At 40.8% G+C, this 12,630-nt stretch carries 12 protein-coding genes and 1 pseudogene; 1 reads left to right on the forward strand and 12 read right to left on the reverse strand.

What is annotated here, in order from left to right; all coding sequences use genetic code 11:
- Positions 1-367 precede the first annotated feature (367 nt).
- Positions 368-976, forward strand: a complete 609-nt coding sequence (locus GNE10_RS23000; RefSeq protein WP_185567150.1) for a TetR/AcrR family transcriptional regulator — start codon at positions 368-370, stop codon at positions 974-976.
- 310 nt (positions 977-1,286) lie between these two features.
- Here GNE10_RS23000 and GNE10_RS23005 read toward each other — a convergent pair whose 3' ends face one another.
- The 12 genes and pseudogenes from GNE10_RS23005 to GNE10_RS23060 form a co-directional block, all read right to left on the reverse strand.
- Positions 1,287-1,874, reverse strand: a complete 588-nt coding sequence (locus GNE10_RS23005; protein ID WP_185567151.1) for a heme-copper oxidase subunit III — start codon at positions 1,872-1,874, stop codon at positions 1,287-1,289.
- A 112-nt stretch (positions 1,875-1,986) separates the two neighbouring features.
- A complete protein-coding gene (gene ctaD, locus GNE10_RS23010) occupies positions 1,987-3,642 on the reverse strand; it encodes a cytochrome c oxidase subunit I (RefSeq protein WP_185567152.1) in 1,656 nt (551 codons plus the stop codon).
- Between the two features lie 52 nt (positions 3,643-3,694).
- The gene (locus GNE10_RS23015; protein WP_185567153.1) at positions 3,695-4,660 is read right to left on the reverse strand and encodes a cytochrome c oxidase subunit II; all 966 of its coding nucleotides are present in this window, start codon (positions 4,658-4,660) and stop codon (positions 3,695-3,697) included.
- Between the two features lie 3 nt (positions 4,661-4,663).
- Positions 4,664-5,269 (reverse strand): DUF2231 domain-containing protein, encoded by a 606-nt coding sequence (locus tag GNE10_RS23020; protein ID WP_185567154.1) that lies wholly within the window; start codon positions 5,267-5,269, stop codon positions 4,664-4,666.
- Complete coding sequence (locus GNE10_RS23025; protein ID WP_185567155.1) at positions 5,266-5,760, reverse strand: DUF2231 domain-containing protein; 495 nt, start codon at positions 5,758-5,760, stop codon at positions 5,266-5,268. The genes GNE10_RS23020 and GNE10_RS23025 overlap by 4 nt, the downstream gene beginning before the upstream one ends.
- Positions 5,761-6,195: 435 nt before the next feature.
- Positions 6,196-6,696: a phosphate-starvation-inducible PsiE family protein gene (locus tag GNE10_RS23030; RefSeq protein WP_185567156.1), complete on the reverse strand. Its 501-nt coding sequence runs from the start codon at positions 6,694-6,696 to the stop codon at positions 6,196-6,198.
- A 143-nt stretch (positions 6,697-6,839) separates the two neighbouring features.
- Entirely contained in the window at positions 6,840-7,067 is a 228-nt protein-coding gene (locus GNE10_RS23035) for a hypothetical protein (protein WP_185567157.1), read from the reverse strand.
- A 269-nt stretch (positions 7,068-7,336) separates the two neighbouring features.
- Entirely contained in the window at positions 7,337-8,158 is an 822-nt protein-coding gene (locus tag GNE10_RS23040; protein ID WP_185567158.1) for an NADPH-dependent oxidoreductase, read from the reverse strand.
- 80 nt (positions 8,159-8,238) lie between these two features.
- Positions 8,239-8,946: a 2OG-Fe(II) oxygenase gene (locus tag GNE10_RS23045; protein ID WP_185567159.1), complete on the reverse strand. Its 708-nt coding sequence runs from the start codon at positions 8,944-8,946 to the stop codon at positions 8,239-8,241.
- Positions 8,947-9,226: 280 nt separating this feature from the next.
- Positions 9,227-9,355, reverse strand: a pseudogene (locus GNE10_RS23050) (CopG family transcriptional regulator); the annotation flags it as partial.
- Between the two features lie 143 nt (positions 9,356-9,498).
- Positions 9,499-10,635, reverse strand: coding sequence for a homocitrate synthase (gene nifV / locus GNE10_RS23055; protein ID WP_185567161.1), 1,137 nt, complete (start codon positions 10,633-10,635; stop codon positions 9,499-9,501).
- Positions 10,636-10,787: 152 nt separating this feature from the next.
- On the reverse strand, positions 10,788-12,344 hold the full coding sequence (locus tag GNE10_RS23060) for a substrate-binding domain-containing protein (protein ID WP_397326193.1): 1,557 nt from the start codon (positions 12,342-12,344) through the stop codon (positions 10,788-10,790).
- Positions 12,345-12,630 lie beyond the last annotated feature (286 nt).

The raw sequence follows: 12,630 nt of genomic DNA on the forward strand, positions 1-12,630 counted from the left end.
TCATTCAACATTAATATAGATAAAACGTAAAAATTCAGCATCCAAAAGTCAGAAGTCATAATTTAGAGGTATTTAGTAGAATAGTAAATTGGTTCATCAAATATTTATTTTCATTCTTTAACCCTTATGACTCCCGAATTCTGACGAAAAACACCTAATTTTGTTAAACAAGCAAAGTTTAAAGGTGTTTTATAATTTTCCAACTTTATTATCTATTTATTTAACACTTGTTCTTATAAGTTTGGTGAAAGTTTTATTCATAGATTTTAAAAATCTAGTTAATTTGACAATTTAATCAATTCTGCCATTGATAAAAATTTTGTTATTACTATTTAAAAAATATGCAGTATTGAAGGAAGTAATGTAAATGGATAAATCAAAAACGACTCGTAAATCTGTTCGCGATCGCATTTTAAATACGGCATCGAGTTTATTTTATCGAGAGGGAATTCGCAACGTTGGAATTGACAGAATCATTGCAGAATCTGGCGTTGCGAAAATGTCACTTTATAATCATTTCAAATCAAAAGATGCATTAATTGAAGCGTGGTTGCGACAACAGGATGAGCAATGGTGTCAATGGCTCAAAACCACCATTGAAGAACGAGCTTCTAACCCATCCCAACAACTGTTGGCTATATTTGATGCTCTGCGGGAATGGTTTGAAGGCCCAGATTTCCGGGGTTGTGCATTTATTAACGCTTCAGTGGAACTAGCTAATGCTGACCATCCCGGACATCGGGTGGCATTAGAACATCAACAATCGATGTACTCTTATATTAAAAACCTTGCTCAATCCGCAGAAGTTTCATCACCAGAACAGTTAGCCAGACAATTACTTCTCCTCGTTCAAGGAGCCATCGTAGTGGCGATGATGGAAGGAAGTTGGTCAACCGCTTCACAGGCGAAAAAAGTAGCAGCAACTCTAATTCAGACTGCACCAAAATCTAGTGTTACAGGACTGACGCAAAAATAACGTAATTTCATCAAGCTTAAAGAACTTTCAAGCAAAAAATATTCCATAGAAGACTGTTAAGTAGCTCAACCTAAAAAAACGTCATACGTAGATGTCAATAAATGTAGGGTGTGTTATGCCGTAGGCTAACGCACCTCTCTAGACTGTACTATAGCAATTGAGGTGCGTTACGCTTTGCGATAAAGCACCCTACCATTGTTTTATGTTTAATTAAGTTGACCTACTTAACTGTTGACCATCAACGGTCAACAGTCAACAGTCAACCAGAATAATTTATTTCTTAGAGTCCCCCAAATTGTCTGTCATTTTATCATTGCCAGATATAAATTAGGACAAACAAAACAATCCAGATGACATCAACAAAGTGCCAAAACAACGACGTTGCATTCACACCAAAATGACCTGTGTCGTAGTTACCAGGAATGAAAGAGCGACCCAAAACAAGTATCTGTAACAAAATGCCAATGAGAACGTGCAAACCGTGAAAACCCGTCAGTAAGTAGAATATTCCACCAAAAACTCCTGTAGTAAAACCAAAAGAAAGGTGACTCCACTCAATAGCTTGTCCGAGTAAAAAATAACTTCCCATTGCGATGGTTAACATTAAAAACAGGCGAAATTCGGTCAAATTGTGGCGTGCAAGAGCGCTTTCCGCCAAATAGATGACAAAACTACTAGAAACGAGAAATAGCGTATTAATCGCCGGGTCTCTAACTTCCAACCCAGAAACACCAGCAGGTAACCAATCAGGGATTGTTGTTTTGTAGACAATATATGCTGTGAAAAAACCCAGAAAAATGAAAGTTTCTGACAACAAAAACACAATGAAGCCGAACATTTTACTGCGTTGTTCATCATGAATATGCTCAGATTGTTTTGAAATAACTGAACTGTCCATTACTTGAATACTCCCATGTATTTCTCTCACCCAGAGGCGCAAAGAAGAGCGCAAGAGTTCACAAACTCTCTGTGTCCCTCTGCGTAAACCTCTGCGTTCCTTTGCGTTAAAACTAATGCTCACTTACCAAGGGTTCAGACTTCCCATACCCATAGGGTTCACCCACAACAACAGGAATTTCCTCAAAGTTCTCAACAGCAGGTGGTGAAGCAACTAGCCACTCCAGCCCAATTGCTCGCCAAGGATTCTTCGATGCTTGCGCGCCATGTACCCAAGAAGCAATCATATTCAGAATGAAAGGCAAAGTCGAAACACCCAACAAAAATCCGCCAATACTGGCGATAATATTCCAAAATTGATACTCTGGCGCATAAGAAGAAACTCGACGCAACATTCCTTGGAGTCCTAGCGGATGCATGGGAAAGAAGTTGAGATTAATACCAATGAACGACAGCCAGAAGTGCAATTTTCCCAAGCCTTCGTAGTACATACGTCCAGTCATCTTGGGGAACCAAAAGTAAATCGCAGCGAACATCCCCATTGTTACCGTGCCATACAGAACATAATGGAAATGACCCACCACATAGTATGTGTTATTGACGTGGACATCAACGGGAACAGAAGAAAGGGTAATACCAGTAATACCTGCAAACACAAACAATATTAGTGCGCCAAAGGCAAACAACATTGGTGTATCAAAGCGTAACTTCCCGCCCCAAATCGTTGCAGTCCAAGCAAATACTTTAATACCGGTGGGGACAGACACAAACATTGTTGTCAGCATGAAAAACATCCGCATCCAGCCAGAAGTACCACTGACATATAAATGGTGTACCCAGACTATACCGCTAACTCCAGCAATTAGGAGTGATGAAACAGCGACAATTTTATAGCCAAATAAAGGTTTACGGGCAAAAGCCGGGAAAATTTCCGAAAAAACTCCGAAAACTGGCAGAATAATTACATAAACAGCAGGGTGGGAGTAAAACCAAAAAAAGTGCTGAAATAGAACTGGGTCGCCTCCTTTGGCAGGGTTAAAAAAACTAGTTCCCACTGTTAAATCGAGTAAAAGCATAACTGCACCTGCGGTTAACACAGGTAGTCCGAACAGTTGGATAAGCTGGGCGCTAAATACGTTCCAAACAAAGATGGGCATACGAAAGAATGTCATCCCAGGTGCGCGCATCATCACGACTGTAGTGACAAAGTTAATTGCCGCCATAATTGAGGAAACACCTGATATTGCCACAGCTAGCAGCCAGATGACTTCGCCATTAATCAAATTTCCCGTGGGATTTTGCAGGCTAACGGGAGGGTATGACCACCAACCGGCTTGGGCTGGGCCGCCAGGTACAAAGAAACTGGCCATAAGTAGGATAGCAGCGATCGGTACCATCCAGAAGGCAACAGCATTAAGTCTAGGAAACGCCATATCTCGCGCCCCAATCATCAGAGGTACGAGATAGTTTGCAAAACCTGTGAGTATAGGGAATGTCCACCCAAATAGCATCACAGTGCCGTGCATGGTGAACATTGCATTATAAACACTACGGTCAACGAGGTCTGATTCTGGAGTAATTAATTCCCCACGAATGACCATTGCAAATATGCCACCGACTAAAAACAGAATGAAAGCGGTAACAATGTACTGAATACCGATGACTTTATGGTCTGTGCTAAAGCTAAAGTATCGCTGCCAATGTGTTGTAGGTTTGTAATTAGCTATTTGGTTTTTAATTCTAATGTCTTGGGCAGGAATATTTGTCATTTGTTTTTTGTCCTTTGTCAGTTGTCATTCGTCATTTGTAAATAACTAATGACTAATTGCTGTAATTGACTACGGGAGCTTTTGCAGGTACTACAGTAGCCCAGCTTTTGATTAATTCTTTTGATGCTTGGGCATATTCAAAAGCTGCTTGATTGTTTGCAGTAGATGGTGTGCGATTTGCCGCTTCTGTTAGCCATTTTTGGTAATCTTCAGAAGACTCGACAACAACATTTGCCTGCATGGTTGCAAAGTAAGTGCCACTAAATTCGGAATCGGTCAATTGATATTTGCCGATACGAATTGGGGTGAATTCAAAGTCAAGATTGTGATTGGGAATAATGTCTTGCTTGACTCGGAAAGCAGGAATATAAAAGCCGTGGAGAACATCTTCCGAATGCAACGCTAAACGGATGCGATGATTGACCGGTAGATGTAATTCAGTACTAGTGACTTTGGTTTCTGGATAACGGAAAACCCAAGCCCACTGTTTGGCATCAACTTCAATATCTTCAACTGGCAGGACATTAATATTCCCCGCGTCCTTATGTCCCCCCGTCCCCGCGTCTCCCTGTCCTCGCGTCCCCGCGTCCTCATCTATCGGTGCAGCATAGGCAGATTTCATTGCTATGGGAATATGTATGTGCATAGCTTCCATAGGGCCTTGAATTCCCATTTGTTCGTAGATTTGATAGCTGTAGCCGGCAATCCAAAAGACTAGTAATACAGGAATTGCAGTCCAGATGATTTCTAGTGTGATATTGCCTTCAATGGGGGGGCCATCACTAGTATCATACTTGTCTACCCGATGGAAAATTGCTGAGTAAATCAGGGTTGCTGTGACTCCAATGAATATGAATGCTCCCAGGGTGATTAAAAAACTAAACAACTTATCGACGAGTTGTGATTCTGCGGCGGCTTGAGGAGGTAGCCAAGAATACGCCCATTCTCCTATCCAAAGACTAACAGCAGTTAAGGCGATCGCAATTACACCAAACATCAAAACATTTCGGATTTTCATTGATTACCTCAGTAGTAAATTGGGATTTTGACCTAAGCGCAATAACATATCAGCAGTGTTATGAACTCCAAATTCAGCAGCTAGGTGTGCCCCTAAAGTACCGTGAACAAACATGATGAAGATGATGAACAACCCAGAAAATAAATAAGTCCACTGCACCTGTTGACCGTCATCCCGTTCCCAAATATAGCGTTGGAATCCTCTCCAAATAGCCATGACAACAATTAGCCCTAGAAGAAAAACACCACCTACACCATGCCAAAGCATTGTGTCTATCGCTGATAATCCCCAGGCACTTTTGACGTTCGGAAGTGGTTGTGCCAACATCATTTCGTAAACACCGGCTGCTACTGTCAACAATGTGATTAGTGCCGAACCTAGCATGTTGTACCAACCAGCTTCAAAAAAGCTAGAACGATTAGCTGGAACTGCTAAAAATTTAAAGACTGGTTTTTGTATCGGGAACAACACACCAATCAAATCAAAGGTAATGCCCAAGATGAACAAAGCTAGAGTCAGATGAACTAAATTTGGGTGAATGGGTATGGCGTAGGGTAATCCGTTTGCTCCCAAATGAGTTTTTAATTGGTCAATAACTTCAGGGTTCATTGTAGTAAGCCCTCCTTTATGGCTTCAACAACTGGTACAGTATGTAGTCCATATATCCAAACTAATTCATCTCCAAAATACACTTGTATGGCTATCAAAATAGTCAAAACTAAACCTGCTGCTAGGTAATAAACCGATATTTTTTCTGGGGCGCGGCAATGAATGACATAACGCCAAGCTGTAATAGCTGCGAGAATTCCTGAAAGCGACCAGCCAAGAAGAGTGTGCAAATTAAGAATTGGTTGAACGGCATTATAAGGTTGTGCTAAACCTGCTTCAAATTGACCAAAAACAACGGCGATGAAGATGGAAATTGTAGCGAAAAACATATTCCACCAACTCACTTCAAAAAGACGGTAGTTACTGGTAAAGTATCCAATGACATCACACAAAAAAGCAAACAACACCATTGCAATCACAAAGTGGACAATGATGGGATGTATTGTATCGGGATACGGTAAATTATGATTGTTCAGAAGATGTTCAAGCATGATATTCTACTGATATGTTAGTTAGCGTTTAGTGGTTAATCATCAATAATTGAGCAATTTTTGATTGAGATAACCATAGCGACCACAAAACTGACTGGTTATAGAACCAGGGAAAAAAGCGCAGAATTTGGTTAAAAAGAAATACAAAGATATTAAACTTAACTAATATCTTTGGCAATTTTATGACTTCAACAAAATTGAAAGTATTTGGTTGATTCAATGTTATGTTGATGAGCTAGCAAGATAAGAAAACCATGCTTGTCACCGATATTTTGCATAGCTCAATCTGATAATGAGAGTTCCTGGTTTTGAAGCGTACTTTACTTTTAGTAAAGAGTTTTGTACCTTTCATTCTCCATATTTCAAGAATATCATACATCTGGCCAAATTACTTGCGATCGCCAAATTATTTTCAAACAGTATTTGGAGTTACAATTATTCAGCGACTATAGTATTTTCAGCCAATAATTGTGTTTTATCTGTTGTTTCTTGATTAGTAATTTTGGTTTGTTCAACAAAACGAGATATCCAAGGTAAAGCCATCATAATTCCTGTTAAAACTACTAGAAACACAGCTATTCCCAAAATTTGGTCACGAGGAATTTCTAGAACACCGCGCAAAATTACCTCTCTCAAAGCCGAAACAATGGTAATTTCCACTGCTGCGGTGACAGATGTCCGTTGTTGTTGTAGATGATCGATTAACAGACGGAACAATTCTACTAAAATCAAAATGAACAAGATATCAGATGTTACTTGCCGTAAATCTAAGGGATGTAAGAAGGAAAAGAACATATCTGTCAGTCGCATCAGCATCACGCAGAATAAACCAAGACAGAGCGAAATGATAATAAAGTCTTGAAAAACCTCCAGATTACTGACAATTTTATTTCTTTCCAACCAGTTGCTTAATTTTGAAATTAACCCTTTTAGCATGATATTTCCTAACATTCTAAATTGATTTATTTCCATAACTAAAATAGTGCTGAGTAATCGATACTAGATACTCAGCACTTAGAACTCAGTACTTGACTAAATCCCTATAAATTAGCTATGGCTTTCCATTAAGCACTATTAAACTATTTTGAACCGTTAAGATGATGTACGGTTTGAACAGTTTTCATTTTGGAGACTGCCGTCGTTAAGGTATTCGCAGCCTTGATAATCTCTTCTAAGGTTTGGTTAATCAGATCCTCATCAAGTGAGGTTTCTGATAAGTAAGTTTCGATAAAAATCTCCACTCGATTAACAATTATTTTGCCTTGAGAGCGGAGTCTATTTAAATCCTTCGTAGACAAACTATTCATAGTTTTCAGTTCCTTTGATGTTTGGGAGTTAATGCTACATTCTTGGTCAATTCGATTTTGGATTTGAGATTTTCAATTGAAATTGAATTAAGACTTACATACAGGGAGCAAAAAGCAATTTGCCAGAGAATTTGAAAGATTCTTTGCGTACCTACCCTGCGGGTTCCGCCTTTGGCGGTATGCGCGTACCTTTGCGTACCTCTGCGTTTAAACTCCAACCTCTCAATTACCCACAATTGAATCTAAAATCCAAAACTATCATTACTCTTTTACAACAACTTAAAGCCGAAGTTGTTGAGAGTTTCACGCAAGTACTTGCATCCCTTTAAATAGTCTAAAGTTGCAATGCGTTCAGCTGAGTGTTGCGACCAATCAACAGCAACATTCATGTTTTGTTCAGTATAGAATTGTTTCATGATGTCGTTGTAGCGAGCGATCGCTTCATCTTGCTCTGCTAATTTATAGGTTTCACGATGAAACACTGCTGGCTGCGGTAAACGCGGCTTCATTGCAGGTTCTACCTCAGGGTTGGGATAACCCACACACAACCCAAATATTGGGAATACAAAAGGTGGCAAATTTAGCAATGTGGCTACTTCTTGCGTACTTTTGCGAATTGCACCAATATACACCGTTCCCAAACCAACAGATTCAGCCGCAACAACAGCATTTTGCGCTGCTACCGAAGCATCGACTATTGCTTTAACCAACAGTTCTGTGTAATCGAGAGCGACATGAGGTAGTCCGCGACTGTCAGCAATGTGAGCCAGACGACCTAAATCTGCTAACCAAACTAAAAATACAGGAGCCTGGTTAATCCATACTTGGTTATTAGCCAATTTGCATAACTCTGCTTTGCGTTCTGGATCTTCAATTGCTACCACACTCCAGGTTTGCATATTAGCCGAACTAGCCGCAGATTGAGCAGCTGCAACCAGCCATTCTAGAGTTCCTGATGGTAGAGGTTCGGATAAATAAGACCGAACTGAACGGTGAGATATTAGTGTTTCTAGGGAGTCGTTCCAATCAATTTCGTAACTGAAAGGAATTTCACCATAGCGCGATCGCAGTAATTCTGTATGATTTGTCATAGCCAAGTGTTGAAGTAAACAAACAAGATAAGCAAGAACCAGAAAATCAAAAAGCTCATTAGAGAGAAAATACTGAATCGCTAAGCAGCTAGCTGGATTTCTGTGGAACTTAGACCATCGTTCTGGAAAAAAGCAACTCTCAAAACCAGGCGACACTCAGATGCAGGACAAGTAAGGGGAGTTACCGTATGCCAAGAATTGTCAGAACGCACTAGCACAACAGAGGAATTGCTCAGGGGTAGAATATCTTGAAACACAGATTCCGGTTGGGAGTCTTGGAGAATTCGCAAATAACCCCCCCAATCTACAGACCACTGTTGGTTGAAAAATAGCAAGTGAGTTAAAACTTTGTTCGGCTCATCTGTATGAGGGCGATGTAACTGTCCTGACTGATACCGACGAAATCCAATATCCATTACACAATCCTTTAGATCCAACCCACAGATTTCGCCTATTGCTGTGCGATAAGAATCTGTCCATAGTGCTTCTATCAACTTTTGCCAGACATTACTTAGGTGTCTTAAGTCACTGGTAAGTCTGTCCTGTGCCATCCGTTCTCGCCAACGATTATCCCTGGATTGGAGCATCAAGGAAATATCCTCGCTAGTAGCAAGTATTTTTCCCCAAGAGTATCCGTATCCTTCTCCTTCTGACAGGCAAAATTCTTCGTGGGGAAAACTTGTGGTTAGTTCTAAACTGGCTTCTGTTGATAGCAAATTCTCGATCAAAGCCCAATGATATGGGACTTTTTGCATTGTTGTGGTGTAGATGGACTCAAGATTAAGCATGGTAGAAAAATGTTTTAGTAGAATTAACCAATCCTGACTACCCTGGACATCAAGTGGTATTGGAACATCAGAAATCTGATTTACCTCTGTATCAAGAAACTTTGCTCATGCCACAGAAGTTAAAGTTATACCAATTTGAAAAAAGAACGCTTTTTAGGATTTCAGAGGAACTAGCAATTTCTGGCGTTGCAAGGCAACTTTGGATATCTGCTCAAAGGATGTCAAGATCCACCTCCCTGGAATCAAACTGCTTCGTCTGGTATTTGAGTAATTTTGGTTCGAGGCTACGTACTAAGGAGCGCAACACATCAGTTTTAGTGCGTTGAAACCGCTTGCAATACTCTTCCAAAAGTTCCAGTTCTTCTGTTGATGATTGAAAGGTGATCCATCCTTGTCCTTTTCTTGACATAGGTTTATACCAACATAATTGGTATAAGTCTAGCAGTCAGTTAACAAATGCGCTCATCAAATTTAGACGGACTTGTTATGTGTTCTTAACCAATTTAGTCATCAGTCATCAAATAACTGATAACCGTTAACTAATTCCCCTATTCAACCTTTAGGAACTAAACTCAGGAGTTCTTCAACTGTGAGACTGCGCTTAACTTGTACTGATTGATGTTTGACAGCATCCAGCACTGATTGAATTTCTGGCTGGCTGAGGTTAATTCCATGTTGTTGCAGCACACTCAGTATTAAATGCCGACCAGAATGTTTGCCTACAACTAAACGACGTTCCCAACCAACATCTTCTGGCGCGAAAGGTTCGTAAGTACCTGGATTTTGTAGTACACCATGAGCATGAATACCTGATTCGTGGGCAAAGGTATTTTCACCGACGATCGCTTTCCAAGGAGGAACTGGCCAGTTAGCGGCTTTCGCAACTAACCTTGATAGTTCCAGCAGACGTTTTGTATTGATACCTGTTCGGACACTGTAAATATGTTTCAGCGCCATCACAATTTCTTCTAAGGCCGCATTTCCAGCCCGTTCGCCAATTCCGTTGACTGTGGTGTTCACCGATAGTGCCCCTGCCTCAATACCAGCCAGGGAGTTCGCTAATGCTAGTCCGAAATCATTGTGGGTGTGCATTTCTATAGGAATGAATAGATGATGCACAAGGGAACGGACTTTGCTGTAAGTGGTTAGAGGGTCGAGAATTCCTACGGTGTCACAGAAGCGGAAGCGAAAAGCTCCTAACTCTTGAGCAAAGAAGGCTACATCTAATAAAAAAGATGGATCGGCTCTAGAAGAATCTTCGCCGCCAACAGACACAGATAAACCGCGATCGCTAGCAAAATTAATTGCATCCCGCAAACGATCCAGCATTACTTGTTGCTTACCGCCAAACTTGACACCAATTTGAATTTCGGAAACGGGAACGGAAATATGTACCCGGTGTAAACCACAATCTATCGATGCTTGAATATCAGATAAATTAGCACGGTTCCAACCCAGTAATTTAGCATTTAATCCTAGATTCACAATGGTGCGAATTGACTCTGCTTCTTCTTGTCCCATTGCCGGAATTCCAATTTCTAATTCTGGAACACCAATAGAATCTAGAAACGTGGCGATCGCAATTTTTTCCTCCACGTTAAAAGCTACACCCGCGGCCTGTTCGCCATCTCGCAAGGTTGTATCGTTAATCTGAATGGGATGTTTGTTGGTAGTTAAGTGATCGTTCATGGTCGGCTAATGCCATTTGGGATTTTGGATTTTGGATTGTAAGACAATTGTTGTGTAGACTTTTGAGCAATCTTTAGCGAATTTTAGATTTGGGATTTTAGATTTTAGATTGAAAAATTTAATCCAAAATCCAAAATTCCAAATCCAAAATTTTAAATATTCGCTACAACTTCCCCAATATTGCTGATGTCATAGCCGCCAAGAATTTCTAATTGCGATTGGACTAACCGATGTCCCAAGGTACTGAGCAATTCCTGTACTGGTGCTTCTTCCAAGTATTCTTTAAGAATCACCAAATCGTAGCGCGATCGATGTAGGGTGATAAATTCCAACCCATAGGCCGCAGCCACGGATGCTGTACTGACAGCTGCATCAGCAACTCCTGAGATTACCGATAGAGCAGCATCTTGATGGCTGTAGACGATGCGATCGAATCCTTTAACGGAATCAAATGGTATCTGTTTCTCTTGGAGTTTGCGCTCCAAAAGCATACGACAACCAGAACCCGATTCGCGGTTAATAACAGTTGCTCCTAATTCTACTAAATCACTAACTGTTGTGATTCCTAAGGGATTTCCTGGTGCAACTAAAAGTCCCTCTTCCCAAACGCCAAGGGTAATTAAAACTGCACTCTTACCAGCTAAAGCTTTTCGCACAAAGGGAATGTTATGTTCCCCAGTTTCTGGATCGTACAGATGCATCCCTGCAATGTGGATTTCACCTTGGCACAAACTACGTAATGCTGCCATACTGTTGGCGAGAATATGATGAACTCGCAATTTTGGATGCCAGCGTTCAGCGGCTCTTGCCCAAAGGGAAATCATTGGCGTACAACCAGCAACTACAACTGTATTTTGCAATCTGTTCATATCATCAAGCAGTCGAACCACGACTTTATTTGTACTTGTTTGGTTTTGTGCTTGATTTTCTACCAATGGCAGTTTGCTGACACTGACAGCAACTTCTATTGTCTGGGGAGCTGCTCTTTGCTGATTTGTTGGTTGCTGTATATAGCCCTTGTCACAAAGTAAGGGTTCTTGAAGAGTGGGGACTACGTTACAAATCCTTTGTTCGCTGAGTGTGTGCGTTCGGATAAATTCACCACCAGAGCAATCCTTCACCGTTTCACTTTTGAGGTGAATATTTAGCTGGGCTTCACTTTCGCAACTTATTTTTGTAGTGCGATCGCTCACTGCAACTGCTTCACCATCAGCAGGAACCATTTCCAGGCGAAAAGCATTATTCCCAACTAAAGGATAAGCTATCCATTTACCTCCAACCTGTGCTAAGGCAACTCGCAATTGCTGTCCACTCTCGACTGGTTTGGTAAGAACTGCCTCAACTTTTGGTAAATCTTCCTCAAACCAAAATAAGTCCTCGACTTGGCAACCAAGCGCCTTGGCTAAACGCAGTGACATAGCAACAGAAGGGGCATATTGTCCCGATTCCACACCACCAATACTTTGACGAGTGACGCCAGCTATGTTAGCCAAGTCTTGTTGACTCATACCCAAGCGAGTCCTGATTGATTTTAGGTTGTTGCAAAGATTCACATCCACTTTCATGAGGCTGTATCTCTCCGTTAGAAAAAGCCGAGCGGACAAACTTAATCTGCCGGGACAATAGCAAGGTCTTTTAATGTTTGCCGTTTTTGTTGTCAGGCATGTTGATTTTTTGGCAATTTTACTGAACTGCTGCAAGCTTAGCATACATTTTGCAAAAATACTTGCATTTTAAGATACTATTTTTGCTATTGGCTCAGCTTGCTGTAGACATAGCCTTTTTATTCAGGACTTAGGGAACTCCAAAAAATAAATTGTTCCGATTCAGGTCGTTGACTATTGACTGTCAACGGTCAACGGTCAACAGTTAACAGTTAACAGTTAACAGTCTTCTGTGGAATATTTTTTTATTTGGAAGGGGTGAACGAAATTTTGTGTGGGATTTCTAGCTAAGTATCCAAAAAATTACCCTCCACACTCCCCACACTCCCCA

Source organism: Nostoc sp. 2RC, from assembly GCF_014222165.1.
Classification (GTDB): Bacteria; Cyanobacteriota; Cyanobacteriia; order Cyanobacteriales; family Nostocaceae; genus Nostoc; species Nostoc linckia.

Excerpts from the sequence above, each read along its gene's own strand:
- GNE10_RS23015 (WP_185567153.1), bottom strand. The coding sequence starts at position 4,660 with ATGAAAATCCGAAATGTTTTGATGTTTGGTGTAATTGCGATCGCCTTA.
- GNE10_RS23030 (WP_185567156.1), bottom strand. The coding sequence starts at position 6,696 with ATGCTAAAAGGGTTAATTTCAAAATTAAGCAACTGGTTGGAAAGAAAT.
- nifV (WP_185567161.1), bottom strand. The coding sequence starts at position 10,635 with ATGAACGATCACTTAACTACCAACAAACATCCCATTCAGATTAACGAT.
- ctaD (WP_185567152.1), bottom strand. The coding sequence starts at position 3,642 with ATGACAAATATTCCTGCCCAAGACATTAGAATTAAAAACCAAATAGCT.
- GNE10_RS23045 (WP_185567159.1), bottom strand. The coding sequence starts at position 8,946 with ATGCTTAATCTTGAGTCCATCTACACCACAACAATGCAAAAAGTCCCA.
- GNE10_RS23040 (WP_185567158.1), bottom strand. The coding sequence starts at position 8,158 with ATGACAAATCATACAGAATTACTGCGATCGCGCTATGGTGAAATTCCT.
- GNE10_RS23035 (WP_185567157.1), bottom strand. The coding sequence starts at position 7,067 with ATGAATAGTTTGTCTACGAAGGATTTAAATAGACTCCGCTCTCAAGGC.
- GNE10_RS23025 (WP_185567155.1), bottom strand. The coding sequence starts at position 5,760 with ATGCTTGAACATCTTCTGAACAATCATAATTTACCGTATCCCGATACA.
- GNE10_RS23000 (WP_185567150.1), top strand. The coding sequence starts at position 368 with ATGGATAAATCAAAAACGACTCGTAAATCTGTTCGCGATCGCATTTTA.
- GNE10_RS23060 (WP_397326193.1), bottom strand. The coding sequence starts at position 12,344 with ATGCTAAGCTTGCAGCAGTTCAGTAAAATTGCCAAAAAATCAACATGC.
- GNE10_RS23020 (WP_185567154.1), bottom strand. The coding sequence starts at position 5,269 with ATGAACCCTGAAGTTATTGACCAATTAAAAACTCATTTGGGAGCAAAC.
- GNE10_RS23005 (WP_185567151.1), bottom strand. The coding sequence starts at position 1,874 with ATGGACAGTTCAGTTATTTCAAAACAATCTGAGCATATTCATGATGAA.